Source organism: Acidovorax sp. GW821-FHT10E04 (assembly GCF_059415185.1).
The window spans coordinates 469164-492302 of the sequence record NZ_JBWKMT010000001.1 but is presented as its reverse complement, the minus strand read 5'-3'; the positions used below and the strand labels follow the sequence as shown (position 1 = coordinate 492302).

20 protein-coding genes are annotated in these 23139 nt (G+C 68.4%); 8 read left to right on the top strand and 12 right to left on the bottom strand.

Annotation, left to right across the window (positions count from 1 at the left end; genetic code table 11):
- Positions 1-2: 2 nt before the first annotated feature.
- A complete protein-coding gene (locus AC07OC_RS02250) occupies positions 3-2834 on the top strand; it encodes a bifunctional diguanylate cyclase/phosphodiesterase (protein WP_218341121.1) in 2832 nt (943 codons plus the stop codon).
- Positions 2835-2841: 7 nt separating this feature from the next.
- Here AC07OC_RS02250 and AC07OC_RS02245 read toward each other — a convergent pair whose 3' ends face one another.
- The 3 genes from AC07OC_RS02245 to AC07OC_RS02235 form a co-directional block, all read right to left on the bottom strand.
- Positions 2842-4041, bottom strand: a complete 1200-nt coding sequence (locus AC07OC_RS02245) for a patatin-like phospholipase family protein (RefSeq protein WP_218341120.1) — start codon at positions 4039-4041, stop codon at positions 2842-2844.
- Positions 4042-4129: 88 nt separating this feature from the next.
- A complete protein-coding gene (locus AC07OC_RS02240) occupies positions 4130-4957 on the bottom strand; it encodes an HDOD domain-containing protein (RefSeq protein WP_218294793.1) in 828 nt (275 codons plus the stop codon).
- A 60-nt stretch (positions 4958-5017) separates the two neighbouring features.
- Positions 5018-7387, bottom strand: coding sequence for a Tex family protein (locus AC07OC_RS02235; RefSeq protein ID WP_218341119.1), 2370 nt, complete (start codon positions 7385-7387; stop codon positions 5018-5020).
- A 405-nt stretch (positions 7388-7792) separates the two neighbouring features.
- Here AC07OC_RS02235 and AC07OC_RS02230 point away from each other — a divergent pair, with 405 nt between their 5' ends.
- The 6 genes from AC07OC_RS02230 to AC07OC_RS02205 all read left to right on the top strand — a co-directional run bounded on the left by AC07OC_RS02230 (position 7793) and on the right by AC07OC_RS02205 (position 13470).
- A complete protein-coding gene (locus AC07OC_RS02230) occupies positions 7793-9517 on the top strand; it encodes an IPTL-CTERM sorting domain-containing protein (protein WP_218341118.1) in 1725 nt (574 codons plus the stop codon).
- A 285-nt stretch (positions 9518-9802) separates the two neighbouring features.
- Positions 9803-10213 carry a hypothetical protein gene (locus AC07OC_RS02225; protein ID WP_218294790.1) on the top strand — a complete coding sequence of 137 codons (411 nt, stop codon included), beginning with the start codon at positions 9803-9805 and terminating at the stop codon, positions 10211-10213.
- A 57-nt stretch (positions 10214-10270) separates the two neighbouring features.
- Positions 10271-11380 (top strand): DUF72 domain-containing protein, encoded by a 1110-nt coding sequence (locus AC07OC_RS02220; protein ID WP_218341117.1) that lies wholly within the window; start codon positions 10271-10273, stop codon positions 11378-11380.
- Positions 11381-11475: 95 nt separating this feature from the next.
- Positions 11476-11760, top strand: coding sequence for a hypothetical protein (locus AC07OC_RS02215; RefSeq protein WP_218294788.1), 285 nt, complete (start codon positions 11476-11478; stop codon positions 11758-11760).
- Positions 11761-11769: 9 nt separating this feature from the next.
- On the top strand, positions 11770-12537 hold the full coding sequence (locus AC07OC_RS02210) for a histidine phosphatase family protein (RefSeq protein ID WP_218341116.1): 768 nt from the start codon (positions 11770-11772) through the stop codon (positions 12535-12537).
- A gap of 9 nt (positions 12538-12546) precedes the next feature.
- A complete protein-coding gene (locus tag AC07OC_RS02205; RefSeq protein ID WP_494600354.1) occupies positions 12547-13470 on the top strand; it encodes an NAD(P)H-hydrate dehydratase in 924 nt (307 codons plus the stop codon).
- Between the two features lie 94 nt (positions 13471-13564).
- On the opposite strand, the gene AC07OC_RS02200 is transcribed toward AC07OC_RS02205, so the two are convergent.
- The 6 genes from AC07OC_RS02200 to AC07OC_RS02175 all read right to left on the bottom strand — a co-directional run bounded on the left by AC07OC_RS02200 (position 13565) and on the right by AC07OC_RS02175 (position 19701).
- Entirely contained in the window at positions 13565-14782 is a 1218-nt protein-coding gene (locus AC07OC_RS02200; RefSeq protein WP_494600353.1) for a multidrug effflux MFS transporter, read from the bottom strand.
- A gap of 116 nt (positions 14783-14898) precedes the next feature.
- Positions 14899-15942 (bottom strand): diguanylate cyclase, encoded by a 1044-nt coding sequence (locus AC07OC_RS02195; protein ID WP_494600352.1) that lies wholly within the window; start codon positions 15940-15942, stop codon positions 14899-14901.
- Between the two features lie 133 nt (positions 15943-16075).
- On the bottom strand, positions 16076-17356 hold the full coding sequence (locus AC07OC_RS02190) for a TRAP transporter large permease (protein WP_218341112.1): 1281 nt from the start codon (positions 17354-17356) through the stop codon (positions 16076-16078).
- Positions 17353-17931, bottom strand: a complete 579-nt coding sequence (locus AC07OC_RS02185) for a TRAP transporter small permease (RefSeq protein WP_218341111.1) — start codon at positions 17929-17931, stop codon at positions 17353-17355. The genes AC07OC_RS02190 and AC07OC_RS02185 overlap by 4 nt, the downstream gene beginning before the upstream one ends.
- A gap of 189 nt (positions 17932-18120) precedes the next feature.
- A complete protein-coding gene (locus AC07OC_RS02180) occupies positions 18121-18570 on the bottom strand; it encodes a type II 3-dehydroquinate dehydratase (protein ID WP_218294782.1) in 450 nt (149 codons plus the stop codon).
- 129 nt (positions 18571-18699) lie between these two features.
- Positions 18700-19701 (bottom strand): TRAP transporter substrate-binding protein, encoded by a 1002-nt coding sequence (locus tag AC07OC_RS02175; protein ID WP_218341110.1) that lies wholly within the window; start codon positions 19699-19701, stop codon positions 18700-18702.
- A gap of 200 nt (positions 19702-19901) precedes the next feature.
- On the opposite strand from AC07OC_RS02175, the gene AC07OC_RS02170 reads away from it, so the two are divergent.
- Complete coding sequence (locus AC07OC_RS02170; RefSeq protein WP_218341109.1) at positions 19902-20687, top strand: IclR family transcriptional regulator; 786 nt, start codon at positions 19902-19904, stop codon at positions 20685-20687.
- Between the two features lie 15 nt (positions 20688-20702).
- On the opposite strand, the gene AC07OC_RS02165 is transcribed toward AC07OC_RS02170, so the two are convergent.
- From AC07OC_RS02165 to AC07OC_RS02155, 3 genes are read right to left on the bottom strand one after another with little or no spacing between them, the layout of a single operon-like run.
- Positions 20703-21281, bottom strand: coding sequence for a methylated-DNA--[protein]-cysteine S-methyltransferase (locus AC07OC_RS02165; protein WP_218294779.1), 579 nt, complete (start codon positions 21279-21281; stop codon positions 20703-20705).
- Positions 21271-22176 carry an SDR family oxidoreductase gene (locus AC07OC_RS02160; RefSeq protein WP_218294778.1) on the bottom strand — a complete coding sequence of 302 codons (906 nt, stop codon included), beginning with the start codon at positions 22174-22176 and terminating at the stop codon, positions 21271-21273. The genes AC07OC_RS02165 and AC07OC_RS02160 overlap by 11 nt, the downstream gene beginning before the upstream one ends.
- Entirely contained in the window at positions 22173-23117 is a 945-nt protein-coding gene (locus AC07OC_RS02155; protein WP_218294777.1) for a glutathione S-transferase family protein, read from the bottom strand. Before AC07OC_RS02155 ends, AC07OC_RS02160 begins: the two co-directional genes overlap by 4 nt.
- Positions 23118-23139 lie beyond the last annotated feature (22 nt).

The window sequence follows — 23139 nt, the reverse complement described above, 5'->3', positions numbered from 1 at the left end:
CGATGCGCACCGGAAATCTCAGTACCTGGCTCCTGCGGGGCACCTATCCCCGGCTGTACGTTCCGATTGTCCTGATCATCCTGCTGGTCAGCGCCGTGCGCTACCACTACCTGGTGGCCGCGGAAACCGACGAAGTCCGCCGCCATGCCGCCACCGAGCTGCGCCGGGCGGGCGATGCGCTGCTGCCCGGGGTGGCGGCCCTGCCCGCTTCGGAGCACGAAGCCCAGGCCACGCTTTTGCATGAAGGGGTCGCCCGCTTCGGGCCAGGCGTTCAGTCGGTGAAATGGCAGGTGGGCGGCGGACCCGTCATCGATGTCCAGGCGCCGCCCCTGCGCGCATCGGCCCCGGGATGGTTCTCAGAGTGGGTGCGCATCGCGCCGCCCACGCAGCAGTTCGGGCAGGCCGTGCCCGGCGGCCAGACCGGACGGCTGACGGTGACGCTGCAATCCGCGCCCCTCGTGGGCCAGATCTGGAGCACCGTCGTGGTGCAGCTGCGCATCTCGGCGCTCAATATCTTCACGATCCTGTTCCTGCTCACGCTGCTGCTGCGGGCCAATGCGCGCATGCTGCGGCGGCTGGCCGAAGCCACGGACGCGTTCCGCCACGGCCATCTGGACACGCGCATGGACGTGACCGGCACGCTCGAATCACGCGCCATGGCGGCCACCTTCAACGACATGGCCGGCAAGGTCCAGTCGCTCGTGCTGTCGCTGCGCGAAACCCAGCACCTGCAAAGCGAGCAGCTGCATTTCACGCGCCAGCTGATCGACGCGCTGCCCCTGCCCGTCTTCGTGCGGGACGCCAATGGCTCCTACCTGGAAGTCAACCGGGCCTGGCAACGGCTCTTTCACACGCCCGCCAGCGCGGGCACGGCCCCCGCATCCCCCCCGGCGTACCCCGAAGAGCTGGCGCCCGCGCGCTCCGCGCAGATCGCGCAGGCGCAGGACAACGAGATCCGCATCCACCCCGCCAACCACCAGCCGCCCCGGGATATGGCCTACTACGAAGCCCCGTTCACCACCACGCGGGGCACACTCGCCGGCACCATCGGCACGCTGGTCGACGTGACCGAACGCAAGCGCGCGCAGGAGGCCCTGCGCGCCGAGAAGGAGCGTGCCGAGGTCACGCTCGCCTCCATCGGCGACGGCGTGATCACCACCGACCTGGCCGGCTGCATCGAGACCATCAACGAAGCCGCGCAGCTCATGACCGGCTTCACGGCGGACCAGGCCCTGGGCCGTCAGCTGGACGACGTGTTCCGGCTGTACCAGGAGCTCGCGAGCCGCAATGCCAGCTCGGCCGCGGAGCGCGAGACCGTGCCGGGCGCCCTCCACCAGGTCGCGCACGAGGTGCTGATCCACCGCTCCGGCGAGCGCTACGCCATCGAGTACACCGCGTCGGCGATCCGCAAGGGCGACGGCACGGCCGTGGGCTGCGTGCTGGTGTTCCGCGACGTGACCGAGACGCGCAACCTGCGCCACCAGATCTCGTGGCATGCCCGCCACGATGCGCTCACAGGCCTGTACAACCGGACGGCGCTGGCCGAGCGCCTCACGCACGCGATCTTCGTCGCCCGGCAGAAAGGCCTGCTGCTGGCCGTGTGCATGCTCGACCTGGACCATTTCCAGGCCGTGAACGACACCCACGGCAACCGCGTGGGCGACCGGCTGCTCAAGGAAACCGCGCGGCGCCTGGGCGCGTTCATCACGCCCCAGGACGCGGTGGCGCGCATGGGGGGCGACGAGTTCGTGCTGCTGCTGGGCGAGCTGCCGGACGTGCCCGCCATCGAGGCCCGCGTGGGCGTGCTCATGCAGCAGCTGGCCGCCCCCTACGCCATCGACGACCGCGTGCTGCACACCACCGTGAGCGTGGGCGTGGCCGTGTTCCCGCAGGACGACGCCAACCCCGACACCCTGCTGCGCCACGCCGACCAGGCCATGTGCCAGGCCAAGGGCTTCGGCCGCAACCAGATGCACGTGTTCGACGTGCAGCTGGACCATGCCGTGCAGACGCAGCACACCCGCCAGACGCGCGTGGCCCAGGCCCTGCACGGGGGCGAGCTGGTGCTGCACTACCAGCCCAAGGTGCACCTGCGCACCGGCGAGATCCTGGGGCTGGAGGCCCTGCTGCGCTGGCAGCATCCCGACCACGGCCTGCTGGGCCCGCAGCACGTGCTGCCGCTGATCGAGGACGCAGAGCTGGAGGTGGAACTGGGCGAATGGGTGCTGCGCCAGGCCCTGGCGCAGATGCGGCAATGGACCGATGCCGGCATGCAGTGGGAGGTGAGCGTGAACATCTCCGCGCCACACTTCCACCGGCCCAACTTCGTCGAGCGGCTCAAGGACATCCTGCACACCTGCCCGGAGGTCTCGCCCACCCGCCTGGAACTGGAAATCCTGGAATCCGCGGCCCTGCAGGACATGCAGTACATGCGCCAGATGATGCAGAACTGCCAGCTGCTGGGCGTGCGCTTCGCCCTGGACGACTTCGGCACCGGCTTCTCCTCGCTGTCCTACCTCAAGCGCCTGCCGGCCGAGACCATCAAGATCGACCAGTCGTTCGTGCGCGGCATCCTGGAAGACGGCGACGACCTCACGCTCGTGGGAGCCATCGTCGCGCTCGCCACGGCCTTTCAGCGGCACGTGGTCGCGGAAGGGGTGGAGACCGCCGAGCAGGCCGCACGGCTGCTGGAGCTGGGCTGCGAGCGTGCCCAGGGCTTTGGCATCGCCCGGCCCATGCCCGCGCACGAGGTACTGACCTGGGCACGGCAACACACGGCCCGCCACGCGGCCCGGGCCGTGCAGGATGCGGCACGGCGGCCTGCAGCGACCTGAGCGGCCCCTATAGCGGGTGCACGGCGTTCATGTCCGGCCGCGCCAGCCACGCCTGCCACTCGTCCACCAGCTGCTGGCTGGCCCGCGTGGCCGCCAGCCAGGCCTTGGCGCGCGCGACGCTGTCGGCGCCGTAGTGCGTGAAGTCGTTGCGGTCGGGCAGCTTGGCATTGGGCAAGCTGCGCACCCAGTCGGGGCTGGGCGACAGCACCACCATGTTGTCCAGCGCAGGCGTGGAGCGGTGCCGCCACTTGAGTCCCTTGTCCAGCCAGCCGGGCACCACGCGGTGCTGGAAATGCGGGTACAGCACCAGGCCGGGCGAGACCACGGAGGCGGAATTCAAGTCTTTTTGGCCGCCAGGGCCGGATGGACAAGCGCCACAAGCTATTAATTCAATAGCATTCTGTTTCTGCCGGCCGTAGGCCAGGTGCAGGTGGTAATCGGTGATGCCCCCGTCCCAATACGCCCCACGGGGCGCACCCGGAATGTTGTGCACCGCCTGTAGCACAAACGGGATCGAGCAGCTGGCCTGCAGCGCCTCCATGAAGTTGCCGTTGCTGAGCAGCACCTGCCGCGTGCGGTAGTCCGAGGTGCCAAAGGGCAATGCAGCACACGCAGCCCCCGCCCCCTCGGCGGAGGTACTGGACGCATCGGACGAGGAGAACACCACCCGTTCCAGCCACGCCCCCATCGCCTTGCGGTGCACCGTGTTCGTCAGAAAGGCGCCCAGATAGCCCAGCGGCGTGGCCACGCGGTGCTCGCGCCCCAGCAGGTGCCGCCCCCGCGAGGTGACGATGTGCAGGCGGTAGCGCGGGTGGTTCAGCACCTCGTCGATACGCCCGCCATAGAACGCCTGCAGGTTCAGGCCAAACCGCTCGCTCACGTGGGCCGCCGACGGGCGCTTCTTTCCGGGCGGCAGGTCGTAGTCCTGGTGGATGTAGTCGTGCTCCAGCCGCTCGAAGGCCGCCACCGGCTGCTGCAGGCAGGCCGTGGCCATGCGCCAGGCGCCGATCGACGCGCCCACCAGGTCCACCGGCTGGCGCGACTGGGCCAGCCATTCGCCGAAGATGAAGCGGTCCAGGGGGCCCAGGATGAGCCCCTTGGGGCCACCGGCCGCCGCGGGGATCACGCCCACGTCGCCCGGCCGCAGGCCGTGGTTTTCAAGGTGCTGCCGGGCGCGGGGGCCGGCATGGATGCGCAGGGCTTTCATGGACGGCATTGTCGCAAAGCACCGCGCCCCGGCGTGTCGCGCAAGGTGCCCGGGCCGGGCGCAAGCATCCCGGTTCGCAAACCCGCCGTCAGACCACGTAGTCGGCGGCCTCGGGCCGGGCCGTCCAGTCGATGGGGTCCTGCTGCAGCACCATGTCGATGTCCAGCCCCAGGGTCAGGCCGACCTCGCCGGGGAACGATACGGCCATCTCCTTCTCGCCCAGCTCCGCCTCGCGGGCCCGCGCGCGCCAGGAGGCCAGGTGGATCACTCCCGCCAGGGGCTCGTAGGCGTTGTTGTCGAACGGCACGCTCTGGTGCTGCAGCGCATCGACCACCACCTCGGGAAGCTGCCAGCGGCGTGCCAGCCCGGCCGTCACATGGCCATAGCAGTAGCCGAAGATGCGCTGCTCGATCTTGCCGCGCCGCAGATCGAATGGCGCCACCAGCGTGTTGACCGACTGCGCCTTTTCCGGGTCGGCCAGGTGAATGACCAGCTCGCCCAGCGCGTGCAGCAAGCCCGCGGTGTATGCGGCGATCTGGTCCTGCTGCGCGATACCCGCCAGCGACCGCGCCAGCTTGGCCGTGTTGAGGCTGTAGCGCCAGAACTGCTGCATGTTCACTCCGGGCACCGAGCGGGAGGTGGTGCCCAGCGGTGCCGAATTGACCAGCGAGCGCACCTGGGCCGTGCCCAGCAGCGCCAGGGCCTCCGGGATGCCCGCGATCTGGCGCGGCAACTGGAAGGTGGGGGAATTGGCCAGCTCCAGCAGCCGCCCGGCCAGGGCCGGGTCCGTGCCAAAGAGCTGGTTCAGGCGCCGCAGGCTGGGCTCTTCATGGGCCAGTTCGCTCATCAGCAGCGCCACCGCACGCGGAAGGCTGGGCAGAGCCACTGGTTGTGCCAGCAATGCGTTCAACTCCATGGGGTCAGGCGCCAGAGTTTCGATTGCTGGCGATTATGGCCCCCATCACCCCCCAATCCGTCAACGGCCCTTCGCCTGTTGCAACTTGGCGAATGCCGACGCCATGGCCGACTGCTGCGCGGGCTCGGGGGCACGGCGCTGCGGCTGCGCGTAGCCCCGGCCAGCGCCCTCGAACCGGTTGTCGCGGGGCGCGCCCCGCTCCCCGCCCCGGCGCGGCGGCGCGGCATCGAGCTTCATCGACAGGCCGATGCGCTTGCGCTCCACGTCCACCTCCATGACCTTGACCTTGACGATGTCGCCGGTCTTGACCACTTCGCGCGCGTCGTTCACGAACTTGTGCGCCAGCTGGCTCACGTGCACCAGGCCGTCCTGGTGCACGCCCAGGTCGATGAAGGCGCCGAACTGGGCCACGTTGCTCACGGTGCCTTCCAGGATCATGCCTTCCTTGAGGTCTTTGATGTCCTCGACGCCGTCGTTGAAGCGCGCCACCTTGAAGTCCGGGCGCGGGTCGCGGCCGGGCTTTTCCAGCTCGCCCAGGATGTCCTTGACGGTGATGACGCCGAACCTGTCGTTGGCGAACAGCTCGGGCTTCAGCGTCTTGAGCATGTCGGCGCGGCCCATGATCTCGGCCACGGGCTTGCCCGTCTTCTCCATGATCTGCTCGACCACGGGGTAGGTCTCGGGGTGCACGCCGGTCATGTCGAGCGGGTTGTCACCACCGCGGATGCGCAGGAAGCCTGCGCTCTGCTCGAAGGTCTTGGCACCCAGGCCCGCCACGTCCATGAGCTGCTTGCGGCTCTTGAACGCACCGTTGGCCTCGCGCCAGCGCACCACGGCCTTGGCCACGCTGCCCGACAGGCCCGACACGCGGCTGAGCAACGGCACGCTGGCCGTGTTCAGGTCCACGCCCACCGAGTTCACGCAGTCCTCGACCACGGTGCCCAGGGTACGGGCCAGCTCGCTCTGGTTCACGTCGTGCTGGTACTGGCCCACGCCGATGCTCTTGGGATCGATCTTCACCAGTTCGGCCAGCGGGTCCTGCAGGCGGCGGGCGATGGAGGCGGCACCGCGCAGGCTCACGTCCACATCGGGCATCTCTTGCGACGCGTATTCGCTGGCGGAATAGACGGATGCACCGGCTTCGCTCACCACCACCTTTTCAATCACACGGTCCACCTTGGCCGCCAGCTTGATGAGGTCGGCCGCCAGCTTGTCGGTCTCGCGGCTGGCCGTGCCGTTGCCGATGGCGATCAGGTTCACGCCGTGCTTCTCGGCCAGCTTGGCCAGGGTGTGCAAAGAACCTTCCCAGTCGCGGCGCGGCTCGTGCGGGAACACGGTGGCGGTCTCGACCAGCTTGCCCGTGGCATCGACCACGGCCACCTTCACGCCGGTGCGGATGCCGGGGTCCAGCCCCATCACCACGCGCGGGCCTGCAGGCGCCGCCAGCAGCAGGTCGCGCAGGTTGTCGGCAAACACCTTGATGGCGACCTTCTCGGCGTCGTCCCGCAGGCGGGCGAACAGATCGCGCTCGGTCGAGAGGCTCAGTTTCACGCGCCATGTCCAGGCCACGCTCTTGCGGATCAGGTCGTCGGCCGGGCGGCCTGCATGGCTCCAGCCCAGGTGCAGGGCGATCTTGCCTTCGGCCAGGCTGGGCTTGCCGGGCTCGGGCTCCACGGGCAGCACCAGCTTGGCTTCCAGGATCTCCAGCCCCCGGCCACGGAACACGGCCAGCGCGCGGTGCGACGGCACGCGGCCAATGGGTTCGTCGTATTCGAAATAGTCGCGAAACTTGGAGACCTCGGGATCGTTCTCGTTCTTGCCCTCCACCTTCTTGCTGCGCAGCAAGCCCTCGGCCCAGAGCCATTCGCGCAGGTTCTGCACCAGCACGGCGTCTTCGGCCCAGCGTTCGGACAGGATGTCGCGCACACCGTCCAGCACGGCCGGCACGGTCGAGAAATCGGCGCCCGTCTTGCCGTCGTCCAGCACTTCGGGCGGCCGCGTGAAGGCCGCGGCCTCGGTCGCCGGGTCCAGCGTGGGGTCGGCAAACAGCTTGTCCGCCAGCGGTTCGATGCCGAACTCGCGGGCCATCTGGCCCTTGGTGCGGCGCTTTTGCTTGAAGGGCAGGTAGAGGTCTTCCAGCTCCTGCTTGGTGGGCGCCTGTGCAATGGCCAGGCGCAGGGCATCGGTCAGCTTGCCCTGCTCGTCGATGCTCTTGAGCACGGCGGCGCGGCGGTCTTCCAGTTCGCGCAGGTACGACAGGCGCGCTTCGAGTTCGCGCAGCTGGATGTCGTCCAGCCCGCCGGTCACTTCCTTGCGGTAGCGCGCGATGAACGGCACCGTGGCGCCGCCATCGAGCAGCTCCACCGCTGCGCGCACCTGGGATTCACTGACTTTGATTTCTGCGGCCAACTGCCGGACGATCTGCTGCATGGGTGGGCGAACTCTCTGAGACTCAATCAAACAAAACGCGAAGCGCGCGAGTTTGCCACAGGGACTTTGGGTGACAGGCGCCAGCAAACTTCTCCGGGCTACCAGGCGCCCCGCGCGTTACCGGAGGGCCCACGTCCCCCACCCCACAGCGCATGGAAACGTGAAAACAATGCACCGAGAATTCTGTGAGCACACTCGACCCGCGCCCCTGCTCCCGAAGGGGATGAAGGCTGCATTTGCTCCTGCCGCCATGTGGCTGGCATACCGTCTGACCGGGAGGCGGTGCCGTCCTACAGGGAAGATTTGAGAAAGTTCCGTTAAATCCTGTTCGCCAGCGAAAAATTAGGCAACAATTGTCAATTGGTAACAAACAGCAACCACGCCGAAGGCGTTTTCGGAGGCACTATGGGATTTCAATACCTGGTACGGGCATTTCTGGATCTCCTGCACCGACGCTTCAGCGCGGTTGCATTCATCTTGCTGTGCGTGGCTGCCCCGCAGGCCTCCGCGCTGATCATCGGAGAGTTCCGGGTCCGCGGCCCCAACGGTGCCAACGATGAATTCATCAAGCTCTACAACGAAACCGCCTCGCCGCTGACAGTGGCGGGCGGCGGCACGGGCTTTGCCGTCGCGGCCTCGGATGGCGTGGCACGCTGCGTTGTTCCCAACGGCACGGTGATTCCTGGCTTTGGCTACTACCTGTGCGTGAATAGTGTCGGCTACTCGCTGGCTGCCTATCCAGCGGGCAATGGCACCACGGCCACCGGCGACGCCACATACACCACCGACATTCCCGACAATGCAGGTATCGCGCTGTTCAACACCAGCGTCGCTGTGGACTTCACCCTGCCAAACCGCCTTGACGCCGTGGGCTCCACGTCGGAAGCCAATACGCTGTACAAGGAAGGCGCAGGCTACCCGGCCCTCACGCCGTTCTCCATCGACTACGCCTGGACCCGCGATATCTGCGGAAAACAAGGCTCCATCACGTCCTTCAACGGGTGCCTGACCGCCGGGGTGGCGCTGGATACGAACAACAATGCCACCGATTTCTATTTTGTAGACACCAATGGGACCTCAGCTGGTGGTGGCCAGCGGCTGGGCGCGCCGTCGCCAGCCAATCTGTCCAGCCCCGTGATTGGCAGCATCGCAAGCCCAGCCCTGCTGGATCCTTGCGTGGCGCCCTCTTCACCCCCCAATACGGTGAGAGACTTCACCAGCGACCCTGCCAACAACTCCACCTTCGGAACCCTGGACATCCGACGTACCCTCACAAACACCAGCGGCAGCAACTTGACACGGTTGCGTTACAAGATCATTGACCTGACGACCTTCCCCGCGCCCTCCGGCATCGCAGACCTGCGCCCCCGCACATCCACGGCGGTCGTGGTCACTGTGGACCGCGCACCGTGCGGATCCGGCACCAGCAACGTCACGGTCCAAGGCACGACGCTGGAGCAGCCTCCTTCCCAGCCGAACGGCGGTGGCTTCAATTCGACGCTGTCGTCTGGCACCGTGACCCTTGGCACACCCTTGGCCGCGGGTGCGACCCTTGATCTGCGCTTCCTGATGGGCATTCAGCAGACGGGTGCCTACAAGCTGGGTGTCATCATCGAAGGCCTGCCAGAAGGCGGCACCATGTTTGAAATAGCAGGCTGCACGGACTCCAACTGTGCGGTAAACGTGCAATCCATTGCGCGGGCTGATCCCGATCCCACCACGGCGGCATCCGTCAACTACACCGTCACTTTCAACCAGTCGGTCACCGGGGTGGATGCTTCGGATTTCGTGTTGACGTCGACTGGAACCATTGCAGGCGCTTCAGTGACGGGCGTCAGCGGCTCAGGAGCCGTTTACACCGTCACTGTCAATACAGGAACCGGCAGTGGCACCTTGAGACTGGATGTCGCGGACAACGATTCCATCATGGGTCCGGCACCCGCAAGCTTGCTCCTCGGTGGCGCGGGTGCGGGCAATGGAAACTTCACTACCGGCGAGTCTTACACCCTCACCCGTGGCGGCGCGGTGGTCAGCAACATCCCCACCCTGAGCGAGTACGGAATGATGCTGCTGGGCCTGGCCCTGATGGGCGGGGTGTGGCTACAGCGCAAGCGGGGCAACCTTCGCTGACCCGGGTCTCTCTCACGAGAGGCTGATGCATCGACATTGAACAGACCGGCGCGCCTTCGAGGCGCGCCGGTCGTTTCTGGCAACGGTGCGCAAGCGCTGGAGCGGTAGCGTCCCCCGGGCGCGCAGGCGCGGCAGGGCACGGCCATCACCGAAAGCGGACACCGGCAAAGGGCGAGGCTCCACCCGGTGCGGGCACAGCAACGGCCCGAAGAAGTACCACGCCGCGAACGCCCGCACCGCCGCTCTTAGAATGTGCCGGGCCACCAAGCCACCCCGAGCACACGCATGGACGCCGCCCCTCTTGCCTTCCCCATCCGCACCGAATGCCCTCCCGGCACCTGCGTGTGCGGCCGGGATGCACTGCTGGAGGCGCCGGGCGGGGATGTCCGCATCCTGCGCCTCACGCGCAACGAGGAAAAAAAACTGCTCGAACGACTGGAAAACCTCACCAGCCTGAGCGACCTGCGCCGCCTGCTGGGCCGCATGGAAGACCAGCTGGGCGTGCGCCTTTCCATCACCCCCAGCCCCCACGAGGTGCGCAGCCTGCGGGGCATTGCGATCCTGGTGCTGGAGCAGCCCGGCCTGTGCCGCAAGACCCGCCAGGCGATTCCCGCCGCGATCCGCAAGAGCATGGACCAGCACCCGGAAATCACCTACGAACTGCTGAATGAAGGTGGACTGTTCGCGGGCCTGTGACCTCCTCTGCGGCACCCCATTCCGGCTCGCGCCCGCCACACCATCCGCGTCCCTCACATGCAAGACGACCTTTTCGGCGGCCCGCCGGTGCCGCCCCCTCCCACCGACAAGGCCGCCGCCGCTGGCTTCGCGGCCGATGCAGATGAGCCCGCGGCGGCCAGGCCGCGCCGCACCGGGGTGCATCCGGCCCCCGGGCACGATGGTCTGCGCGCCCTGGCCGCCGCCCTCCCCCGCCAACTGCGGCTGGGCACGTCGTCATGGACATACCCCGGATGGAAGGGACTGGTGTGGGAAGGCGAGCATTCCGAGTCCATGCTCTCCAAGCAGGGGCTGGCCGTCTACGCCCAGCACCCGCTGCTGCGCACGGTGAGCATCGACCGCAGCTTCTACCGGCCGCTCACGGTGAGCCAGTACGAGCGCTATGCCGCGCAGGTGCCCGATGACTTCCGCTTCGTGGTGAAGGCGCCCAGCCTGGTGACCGACGCCCTCGTGCGCAGCGAGGACGGGCGGGGGCGCCAGCCCAATCCGGCTTTCCTCAGCCCCGAACTCGCCCTCAGTGAATTCGTGGAACCCGCGCTGCAAGGGCTGGGGCACAAGCTGGGGGCGCTGGTGTTCCAGATCAGCCCCCTGCCCCTGGCGCAGTTGGACCGCATGCACGAGCTGCTGGAGCGCCTGCGCGCCATGCTGTGCGCGCAGCCTGCGTTGCACCCCACCGCGCCGGACGGCGTGATGGCCGTGGAGGTGCGCGATCCCCAATGGCTCACCCCGCGCTTCGCGGCGGTGCTGCGCGAGGCCGGGGCCACCTACTGCCTGGGCCTGCACGCAAAGATGCCGCCGCTGCAGGAACAGCTGCCCATGCTGCGCGCGCTCTGGCCCGGTCCGCTGGTGTGCCGCTGGAATCTCCACCCCATCCACGGCCCCTATGGCTATGAAGACGCGGAAAAGAACTATGCGCCCTATGACCGGCTCCACCACCCCGACCCTGGCACGCGGGCCGCGCTGGCGAGCCTGATCGCGGGCGTCACCGGGCGGGGGCACAACGCCTTCGTGGCCATCAGCAACCATGCGGAAGGCTGCGCGCCGCGCACCGTGCAGGCGCTGGCCGAATGCGTGGCGGCCCAGCTTGGCGGCCCGGCGCCCGCCGCAGCGCCCGGACCCGTGGTGTAGGACGCGGAGCACCCGCGCCAAAACCGTGCGCTGACACCGGGCGGCCGTACCCTGCGCGACGATGGCGGCATGCTGTCAACGTCAGGGCCCGTCACATGAACCTTCTTCAAAAACTCCGCGGCGTGCGCCAATGGGACGCCGAACGTGCCGGTTTTCCGGGCGAGCACTGGCTGGTGCTGGGTGCGGGCCTGCTGGTGCTGCGCGGCGCCAGCCGCAGCCGTGGCCTGGTGCGCCGCGCAGCCGGCCGGGCCCTGGGCAGCGCCCTCATCGCGCGCGCCGCATCGGGGCGCGACGGGGTGGCCGGCAAGCTGGCACGGGCGGCGGAAAAGGCCCCGGCGGCTGGCGCCGTGGGCAGGGCCCGCCTTCGCGCCCCTCGGTAGCCCGAGGCCATGGAAACACGCTGGCCCGCGCGGCTGTGGGTGGTGCGGCATGGACAAAGCGCCGGCAATGTCGCGCGCGACGCGGCCGAGGCGGCGGGGCTTCAGACCATCGACCTCGCATGGCGGGACATCGATGTGCCGCTGTCGGACCTGGGAACCGCGCAATCGGTGGCGCTGGGGGAATGGTTTGGACGCCAGCCCGTGGATGGGCAGCCGCAGGTCATCCTGTGCTCGCCCTACGTGCGCGCGCTGCAGACCGCCCGTCTGGTGGCGCGGTACAGCCGTCTGGAGCATGTCACCCTGCGGCTGGACGAGCGGCTGCGGGAAAAGGAGTTCGGCATCCTGGACCGGCTTACCAAGTTCGGCATCCAGCAGCAGCACGCCCAGCTGCATGAGCAACGCACCCACGTGGGAAAGTTCTACTTCAGGCCGCCCGGCGGTGAAAGCTGGTGCGACGTGATCCTGCGGCTGCGCAGCCTGCAGGAGATGGTCACGCGCGAATACGCGGGGCAACGGGTGCTGGTAGTCGCGCACCAGGTCATCGTCAACTGCATGCGCTACCTCATCGAGCAGATGGACGAGCAGCAGATCCTGGAGATCGACCGCCAGGGCGACGTGCCCAACTGCGCGGTGACGATCTACCGCGCCCATGGGGCGCACGAGGGGCGCACCGACGAGGCCATGCAGTTGATCCAGGCCAACTTCCTTGCCCCGCTGCGCGACGCGCGGACACCGGTGACGCGGGAGCCCGACGCCGCCACCGCCCCCAAGCCCTGACGGCACGCCATGCCCCGCAACCCTACCTGGCCCCGGCCCAGAGCCCTGACCGAGGCACTGCTTCGGCGCTGGCCCCTGCCCCATCCCGGCGACGATGCGGACAAGGAAGCGCGCGGGCACGTGCTGGTGGTCGCGGGCAGCCATGAAATGCCCGGCGCGGCGCTGCTGGCGGCCATCGCCGCGCTGCGTGCGGGGGCCGGCAAACTCACCGTGGCCGCACCGGAGCGCGTGGCGCAGGGCCTGGCACTGGCCATCCCCGAGGCGCGCGTGATGGGGCTTGCCGAGACGCGGGCCGGGGGTTTTGCCGCGCGCGACTGCGACCGGCTCGGGCCCCTGTCCGACCAGGTGAGCGCCGTGGTGCTGGGCCCCGGCATGCTGGATGAAGCCCGCAGCGTGGCCTTCGTGCGCACGATGCTGCCGCTGTTTCGCCGCAGCACGGTGGTGCTGGACGCCTACGCCATGTCGGCCGCAGTCGGCGCGGCGTTCGACCAGCCCGTCGTCATGACGCCCCACGCCGGGGAGATGGCCCACCTGACCGGTGCATCCAAGGACGCCGTGCTGGCCGACCCGCTGGCCGCCGCCCGGGCGGGCGCGCAACGCTGGGGCGCCTGCGTGGCGCTCAAGGGCAGCACCACCTGCATCGCGCAGCCCGACGGCTGTTCGTTGCGGTTTGCGGGCGGTACCCCGGGGCTGGCCACGTCGGGCTCGGGCGATACGCTGGCGGGCCTCATCGGCGGCCTGGCCGCGCGCGGCGCGCCGCCGCTGCATGCCACGGCCTGGGGCGTGCTCCTGCATGCACGCGCGGGCAGCGCGCTGGCGCGGGACCAGGGCACGCTGGGCTACCTGGCGCGCGAACTGTCGGCGCAGGTGCCTGCGCTGATCCGTGCCCTGGGCCCGCGCGCCACCCCACGGCGCCATGCCGGGCCGAAGTGATCCACAGGGCGCCCGCATCACGCGGTTTGAACGAAAAAGGCCGCCTGCGCTGGATGCACAAGCGCAAAAAGCGATCAATTCAATAGCAATCGGGCTACGGTGCGTTGCCCTTGGCCAGCGGCCGTGCCGCGCGCTCGCCGCCCAGAGTGACCCAGGTCAGCAGCAGGCCCAAAAGCGCGCCGCTGGCCATGCCCACCACCATGGGCAGCGGCTTGCCATTGGCGAACACACCGACCACGCCCATGGCGGCAGCGCCGATCAGCATCTGCAGCGTGCCCAGCAGCGCCGAGGCGGTGCCCGCGATGGCGCCGTGCTCCTCCAGGGCGAGCACCGAGGTGGTGGGAATCACCAGGCCCATCAGGCCGCTGGCGACGAAATACAGGCCCAGCAGCACTTCCAGCCGGTCGCCGCCCGCCAGGTAGTAAGCCAGCATGGCCACCATCACGGCGCCCGCACCGGTGACCGCCACCTTGACAGTGGGCACCAGTCCAAAGCGGCGCCCCAGCCGAGCGGTGAACTGCGCGGCGGCAAAGAATGCGGCGGCATTCACCGAGAACGCCAGGCTGTACTGCACGGGCGTGAGGCCGTAGTGGTTGATCAGCACGAAGGGCGAGCCCGCCAGGTAGACAAAGAACCCCGCCATCGAGCAGCCCCCGATGAACACGAGGCCGAGGTAGTGCCCGTCGCGCAGGAGGAGCCAGTAGCCCGAGAGCGCGCCCGCCAGGCTGCTTTCGAGGCGGTCGGCTGCCGGCCGCGTTTCGCGCAGCCCCCGGGATACCAGCAGGAGGCCGGCGACCGCCGCCACCGCCACGGCCCAGAACACCCCGCGCCACCCCGTCAGCGCAATGACGCCACTGCCCGCCAACGGCGCCAGCAGCGGGGAAATGCTGAACACCAGCATCAGCAGCGACATGAGGCGCGCGGCCTCGGTGCCGGTGTGCAGGTCGCGCACCACGGCGCGGGGAATCGCCATGCCGGCAGCGGCGCCCAGCCCCTGCACGAAACGCAGGACCACCAGGGTCTGGATGTCGGTGGCGAGCGCACAGCCCACGCTCGCCAGCGTGAAGAGCAGCAGACCCACGTACAGCGGCGGCTTGCGGCCCACCATGTCCGACACCGGACCATAGAACAGCTGGCCAACGCCCAGCGAAATGAAGAACGCCGTCAGGCTCCACTGCACGGCGCCCACCTCCGCGCCCAGGCTCGCGCCGATCTCGGGCAGCGCCGGCAGGTACATGTCGATGGCAAAGGGGCCGATGGCCGACAGCAGGCCCAGGATCAGGGCCATCTTGAAGAAACGGGAAGCATGCATAGCAGGCCATTGTCACCAGTTTGGTGCAAGCCTGCGGGTTAACCCTGCAAAAACCCGCAACAGCGCGGCCGCCCCCCAGTTGCGACGCAAGGCGCCGGGCCCGCGCGCGCTGCCTGTCAGCCCGCCCCGTCGGCCAGTTCGATCCGGTTGCGCCCGCCCTGCTTGGCGCGGTACATGGCGCGGTCGGCCAGGCGCACCAGCATCTCGGGCAACTCGTCGCGCTGCGGCGGCACGCTGGCCACCCCGAAGCTCACGGTGACGATGCCCAGCGGCGCCCCTTCGTGCGGCAGCGCCAACTGGTGGATCGCCTCCTGGATGTGGCGCGCCACGTCGGCCGCGGCCTGCAGGTCGGAGCCGGGCAGCAGCACCACGAACTCCTCGCCGCCAAAACGCGCGGCCAGCTCGCCCTCGCGCCGCGCGCCCGTCTGCGCCAGCGTGAGGGCCAGCGCCTGCAGGCAGGCATCGCCCGCGAGGTGGCCATAGTGGTCGTTGAAGTGCTTGAACACATCCACATCCAGCATGATGAGGGCCAGCGGCGTGCGGGCCCGCTGCGCGCGTGCCCATTCACGCGCCAGGGCATCGTCGAAGTGCCGGCGGTTGGCGATGCCCGTGAGACCGTCGGTATTGCTCAGCAGCTCCAGGCGCTGATTGGCCTGCGCCAGGGCCTGGGTGCGCTCCTGCACCAGCGCCTCGAGTTCGCGGTTGCGCTGGCGCAGCTCCTCGATGGGGTACACCTCGCTGCCACGGGCCTTGCCGAACGGGATGGAGACGCTCACGTGCGCGATCTTCCAGTCGCCTCCCGCCTCCTGGCCGCCCTCGCGCCGGAACAGCACCACCTTGCGCGCGGTCTCGCGGGCAAACAGCGCGTCGGGAATGGGCAGGTGGATGTGGAAGAAGGCGGTGGCGGCAAGCAGGTCGGCCCCCAGGTCCTGCACGAAAAGCTCGACCATCTCGATGCCGATGCGCGCTGGAACCTGCGCGAAATCCTGCTGCGTCACCTCGAGCCATCCGGCACGGGTCTTGATCAGCTGGTCGCTGCTGCCCGCGAAGCCGCTGAAATTCTCGCTGAAACGCGCCAGCAGCCGGGCATCGCGCGCGGCATACATCTCGATGTACTCATCGAAGAGCATGCGGGTCAGTCGCTCGCGTTCCGGTGACATGCGGTGGGTCCTTGTCGGGTGCTGGGGGGATGCGCCGCCGCGCGCGGCCCGCGCCAGCAGGCATGTTTTGAATGTAACACCCGCCCTGTCCCCGCGAAAACACGGAACTACCCTGCATCCTCCACGCCCCGCTTCAGCCGTGGAACCACTTCGCGGGCCAGGTCACCAGCCAGGGAAAGACCACCATGAGGAACATGATGGCGAACTCCGCGACCATGAACGGGACGACCCCCTTGGTCACATCGTCCATCGACATCCTGCCCACCCCCGCCACCACGTTGAGCACCGTGCCCACGGGCGGGGTGACGAGGCCGATGGAGTTGTTGATGATGAACATCACGCCGAAGTAGACCGGGTCGATCCCTGCCGCGTTGACCACCGGCATCAGCACGGGCGTGAGGATCAGGATGGTGGGCGTCATGTCCATGGCGGTACCCACCGCCATCACCAGCACCATGATGGCCGCCATGAGCAGGATCTTGTTGTCCATGAAGGGCTGCAGCAACCCCACCACCTTGGACGGCAGGTCCGCCACGGTGATGAGCCAGGCGCTGACCATGGCGGCGGCGATCAGGAACATCACGATGGCGCTGGTCTTGGCGGCGGCGACGAAGATGCCGTAGAGGTCGCGCCAGGTGATCTCGCGGTAGATCACTGCCGAGACGAAGAGCGCGTACACCGCCGCCACGACAGCCGCCTCGGTGGGCGTAAACACCCCCATGCGCAGGCCCACGAGGATGATCACCGGCAGCATCAGCGCCCAGAGGGCCTTGCGCAGGGCCGTGAGGATCTCGCCAGCGGACTTGCGCGGCGGCGGCACGATCTTCTCGCGCCGCACCAGGAAGGCCCAGGTGAGCCACAGCGCGGCGCCGATCAGGATGCCCGGCACGATGGCCGCGAGGAACAGCTTGGAGATCGACACATTGGCCGCCACCCCGAAGATCACGAGACCGATGCTGGGCGGGATCACCGGGCCGATGACGCCGGTGGCCGCGATCAGCCCGCCGGCACGCGACTTGTCGTGCCCGGCCTTGACCATCATGGGCAGCAGCAGCGCCGTGAGCGCCGCCGCATCGGCCACGGCCGAGCCCGACAGGGCCGACAGCAGGCAGCCGGCCATGATGGTCACGTAGCCCAGGCCCCCCTTCACATGGCCCACCAGCGCCAGCGCGAAGTCCACGATGCGGCGCGACAGGCCGCCCACGTTCATGATTTCGCCGGCCAGCATGAAGAAGGGCACGGCCAGCAGCGGAAAGCTGTCGGCCCCGCCGATCAGGTTCTGCGCGAGGATCTGCGCGTCGAACAGGTCCAGGTGCCACATCAGCGCCACGCCGCTGGCCAGCAGCGAGAACGCGATCGGGATGCCCATGGCCATGGCCAGCAGCAGCGATCCGACAAAGACGAAGATGGTCATCGCGCGGCCTCCTTGCCGTGCGGCGCATCGGTGGTGCCTGCCGAGCCCAGGATCTGCTGCAGCTGCACGGCCTCTTCGGACTCCTGCACCATCACCAGGTCCTCCTCGGCGATCTGGCCGCTGAGCAGCTTGTACAGGTCGATGGCCAGGATCAGCGCCGCGCAGACGGCGAACACCAGGCCCGCGCCGTAGACGATGGCCATGGACGCGCCCGTGGTCGGCGCCGTCACGTCCCAGTTGATGCGCGCCTGCGCCAGGCTGCCCTGGAACAGCAGCCAGACGATGTAGAGCATCACCCCATGGCCCAGGGCCAGGCAGATCTTCTTGCCCAGCGCGGGCAGGCGCTGCACCACCATGTCCACCCCCAGGTGGCCATGCTCGCGCAGCGCGACGATGGCACCGAGGAAGGTCATCCAGATGAAGAGCCAGCGCGACACTTCCTCCGACACGGTGATGCCCGAATTGAAGCCATAGCGCAGCACCACGTTGCCGAACACCAGCACCACCATCAGCGCGAGCAGGGCGGCGATCACCGCCTCCAGGCCGCGACAGGCGCGGTCCATCCATCTATGCATGTTGTATGTCCTAAAAACACCCCCTGAGGCGCTTCGCGCCTTCCCCCCCTCTCGTCTCGCTGCGCGAGTCGGGAGGGGGACGCCCCCAGTGCGGCGGGGCGGCCCTTGCACGGGGGCCCTGGCTTGGGCTGCACCAGTTTTGTCCGTTGCGCGCAACGCGCAGCGCAGTGAATCCTGGCGGAACGGCGCTCAGGCGGGCTGGGAGGCTTCGCGCAGGCTTTCCACCAGCGAGCGCAGCGCCGCCAGGTAGGAATGCGGGCCGAAGCCCTGCACCGTGGCCTTGACGGCCGGCGAGATGATGGAGTGCGCGCGCCAGGCCTCGCGCGCGGCGATGTTGGACATGTGCACCTCGATCACCGGGAAGGGCATGGCCTTGATCGCGTCGTGCAGCGGCACGCCGTGCTGTGTGAGGCCGGCAGGGTTCACCAGCGCGCCCTGCGCCGCGTCGATGTGCTCGTGCAGGAAGTCGATCAGCGCGCCTTCGTGGTTGGACTGCAGGATGCCGAGTTCCACGCCGAGCTCGGCGGCGAGCTTCTGCAGGCGCTCGTTGATCTGCGCCAGCGTGGTGGTGCCGTAGATATGGGGTTCGCGGCGCCCGAACAGGTTGAGGTTGGGGCCGTGGAGGACGAGGATTTTCATGGGGTGTTCAGGGTTGGGAGCGGCTGACAAAGCTCAGCGAAGCGGTTCTGGCTAGGCGCTGCGTCGAAGGCAGTGCGAATAGCACGACAAGACGCAGCAACGACGCCAGAAGAGTTTTGCCAGGCGCTCTTACTTGCGGATGCGGGCGAGTTCGCTGTTGTAGAGCTTCACCACGGCCGGGTCATAGGTGGCCGCGAACTTCTCGATCACCGGCTTGGCGATCTGCTGCATGCGCGCCAGCTCGGCCGGCGCGATCTCGTTGTAGGCCATGCCCTTGGCCTGCAGGTCGCCCACCGAGCGCTGCGCTGCGGCGCGGCTCACCTGACGCTGGTAGCCGCGCGCCTCGTTGGCGGCGTCGTTCATCATCTTCTGCTCGGCGGGCGACAGCTGGTCCCAGAACTTCTTGCTCACGAGCACGATGTTGGCGGCGTACACGTGGTTGGTGGCGCTCACGTACTTCTGCACCTCGAACATCTTGTTCGACAGGATCACCGCGTACGGGTTCTCCTGGCCGTCCACCGCCTTGGCTTCCAGCGCGCCGTACAGCTCGGCGAACGGCATGGGCACGGGGTTGGCCTTGAAGGCCTTGAAGGTCTCAAGGAACACCGGGTTGGGGATCACGCGCAGCTTGAGGCCGTCGAAGTCGTCGGCCTTGGTGATCGCGCGCTTGCTGTTGGTCACGTTGCGGAAACCCAGGTCCCAATAGCCCAGGGCCACCAGGCCCTTTTCAGGCAACTTGGCGATCAGTGCCTGGCCCAGCGGGCCGTCGAGCAGGGCATCGGCCTGCGCAAAATTGGCCACGGCGAACGGAAAGTCCACCAGCCCGAATTCCTTGACGATGCCGGCCAGCGAGGTGGTCGCCGGTGCCGACATCTGCTGCACGCCGCCCTGCAGGGCCGACTGCTGCTGCAGCTCGTTGCCCAGCTGCGAGGCGGGGTACTCCTGCACCTTGAGCTTGCCGCCGCTCTTGGCCGCCAGCAGTTCGGCAAAGCGCTTCACGCCAAAGCTCACCGGATGGTCCGCATTGTTCAGATGGCCGAAGCGGATCACGCGCTCTTGCTGCGCAGCGGCAGGCAGGGCCAGCAACAGGGACAGGCCGGCGGTGGCCAGCAGGCAGGCAGTTTTCTTCACGGGGGATCTCCATCAAAAAAGGGACCAAGGCTTGCCAGGGCGCAACCGAAGTCGCCGCCGCAGCACTTGGGACGCATCGTAGAAAAAAGTGGAAAGTGTTTCCATAGTAGAAACCCTTTAACAATTTTTGGTACATTGCTGCCGAACCGGTGCGGACGCTCCCAGCGTGCGTCCGCACAAATCTTCGAAAGCCATTGCCCATGAGCAGCATCCTCGAGCGCAGCTTCAAAGTCCTGGAACACCTCGCGCCCCACCCTGAAGGCAAGGCGCTGTCGAACCTCGCGTCCGAACTGGACATGCCGCTGAGCGCCACGCACCGGCTGCTGGCCGAGCTGGTCCGCTGCGGCTATGTGCGCCAGGAACACAACCAGGGCAACTACATGCTGACGATCAAGCTGGTGTCGCTGGGCCTCGGGTTCCTGAGCGCCAGCGGCATCGTGGACATTGCGCAGCCTCTGCTGGACCGGCTGGCCGCCGAATCGGGCGAGCTGGTGCGCCTCGCGGTGGTGGATGGCGACGAACTGACCTTCGTGGCCAAGGCGCAGGGGGCGATGCGCGGTCTGCGCTACGACCCGGACATGGGCCTGTCGGTGAACCTGTCGTGCAGCTCGGCCGGCCATGCCTGGCTGTCCACGATGACCGACGAGGAAGCCCTGGCGCTGGTCGCCAGGCGTGGCTTTGGCAAGCCCGAGGACTACGGCCCCAATGCGCCCACCACCGTGAAGGCGCTGCTGGCCTACCTGCAGGCGGCGCGCGAGCGCGGCTTCAGCATGATCGTGGAAGTGTTCGCCCCCGCCATGACCGCCATGGCCGCGCCCATCCGCAGCAGCCACAACGGCGCGGTGATCGGCGTGGTCACCATCGCGGGGCCTCTGGTGCGCCTGACCGAGGAGCGCATGCTGGCCCTGGGCCCCGCTCTGCTGGCCACCACGCAAGAACTCGCCATGGCCAGCAGCGGCTCGGCCCTGCTCAGAAAACGCGGGTAGGCCCTGAGGCCGGCATCAGTCCCGTGGCGCGAAGAGCGCCAGGGTCTCATGGGCGAACGCGCCCTCGATCTCCAGCATGCGCATCTTGGTGGCGGCCCCCCCACCGGCCGAGAAGCCGCCGGTCTTGCCGCCCGCCGCGAGGATGCGGTGGCAGGGCACCACGGGCGCGAAGGGGTTGTGGCCCAGCGCCTGCCCCACGGCGCGCGCGGCGCCGGGCTCGCCCAGGGCGGCGGCCATTTCGCCATAGGTCATGGTCTTGCCGGGCGGTATGCGCCGGGCCAGCTCGTAGACACGGGCATTGAAGGGCGGCACGCCCTCGGTGGCCAAGGGCACGTCGAGCAGGTCGTCGTGCGCGCCCGCGAGCAAGGCCACCACGCGGGCCGCCCAGGCGGCCACTTCGGGTGGCATGGGCGATTCAGGCGCACCCGGAAAGCGCCGCTGCATGCGCGCACGCGTGTGCGCCTCGCCCTCGTCCTCGGGCAACTGCACACCGACCAGCAAGGGGCCATTCCAGGCCAGGCCACAGTGCCCCACCGCCGTCGAAAACAGCGCGAAGCCCTGGGCTGCTGCAGGCCCGCGTTTTTCAGTCAGCACGCAGGGCGGCCTTGAGCTGGGCGCCGATCTCGGGCTTGCCCGCGAAGGGGTCGGTGGGGTTGCGGCCCTGCAGCACGTCCTCCATGCGCGTCTGTACGGAAGCCAGCGCCTTGGGGTGGCTGTAGATGTAGAACTGGCCCTGCGAGGCCGCGTCGAACACTTTCTGCGCCACCTCGGCCGCCGTCACCTTGCCGCTGCCCACGGCCTTGTCGCTCATGGCCTGGCCGATGAGCTGGCTGCGCGTGGGCTTGCCGGCCTGCAGCTCGCCTGGGCGGTTGCGGTGGCTCTGGGCGATGCCGGTGGGCACGAAGTACGGGCACAACACGCTGGCGCAGATCTGGTCGGTGACGAGGGCCAGGTCCTGGTACAGCGTTTCGGACAGGCTCACCACCGCGTGCTTGCTGACGTTGTAGATGCCCATGTTGGGGGCATCGACCAGGCCGGCCATGCTGGCCGTGTTGACGATGTGGCCGCGCCAGGCCGGGTCTTTCTTCGCGGCGGCGAGCATCATGGGGGTGAACAGGCGCACGCCGTGGATCACGCCCCAGAGGTTCACGCCCAGCACCCACTCCCAGTCCTTGGCGGTGTTTTCCCACACCAGGCCGCCCGCGCCCACGCCGGCGTTGTTGAACACCAGGTGCGGCGCGCCAAAGCGCTGCTCCACGTCCGCCGCCAGCTGCTCCATCTGCGTTGCGTCGGACACGTCCACCTTGCGCGCCAGCACCTGGACACCGGCGGCCTGCGCCTCGGCGGCGGCCGCGTCGAGCGCGTCCTGCTGCACATCCACCAACACCAGGTTCATGTGGAGGCGCGCGCCGATGCGCGCGCATTCCAGGCCGAAGCCCGAACCCGCGCCGGTGAGAACGGCTGTCTTGCCTTTGAAATCGTCGATCATTTGGTGGCTTCGGCCTTTCGCAATGTGTAGCCAATCCGGGGGAAGTGCACATGCACCGTGCCCGCACGTGGGTCGGTACGGCGCAGGGTGTAGCGCGTGCGCGTGGCGGCGATCAGTTCGCCCTCCGTGGGTTCGGTGCCGAAGCTCTCGGCGGCAATCGTCACCGGGCTGCCGAGCGGGATGCCGTGCTCGTCCTGGAACACGTCGTCCGCCAGGGGCAGCGGGTCCAGCCCCGCCGCCACGGTGATGGCGTCCTCGGCGCTCAGCTTTTCCATGCGGCCATGGCCCAGGGCCGCCACGCGGTCCATCCATTCGAGCAACGCGGGCGTGGCGGCAAAGATGTCGGCCATCACCGGCACGCACTGGCGCGTGAACCACAGCGGATGGTAGGCGGCAAAGTCGGCCAGGCATGGCTCGGCGCCGAACAGGAAGTCATGCTCCTCGGCCATGTGCGCGATGCGGCGCAGGTAGGAGCGGTAGGCTGCCGTGGCATCGGCCGGGCGCAGGCGCTGCATGCCGGCGCTCATCTCGCGGCGGTCTTCGCCAAAGGCCTGGGCCGCGGCCGGCGGCAAGTTGGCGAACATGGCCGATGCGCCCTTGGGCTGCAGGTTGTAGGCCATGGCGGCCCAGAACAGCGTGGTGTCGGCCCACTGGGCGAAGACCCGCGCCACGCCCTTGAGGTGTGGCGGGTAGAGCACGGGCTCGGGCTGCACGTGCTCGAGCACGTCGCAGACCAGGGCCGAGTCGCAGTAGATGTCGGCACCGATCTGCAGGAACGGCGTCTTGCGGTAGCCGCCCGTGAGCGCCACCACATCGGGCTTGGGCGCGATGCTGGGGATGATCACCGACTTCCAGGCCAGTTGCTTGTAGCCCAGCGCCAGCCGGATCTTTTCCGAGAAAGGGGACGAGGGGTAGTGGTGCAGGATCAGGGAGGTGGTCATCGGGGGCTCTCCGGCAAGGCTG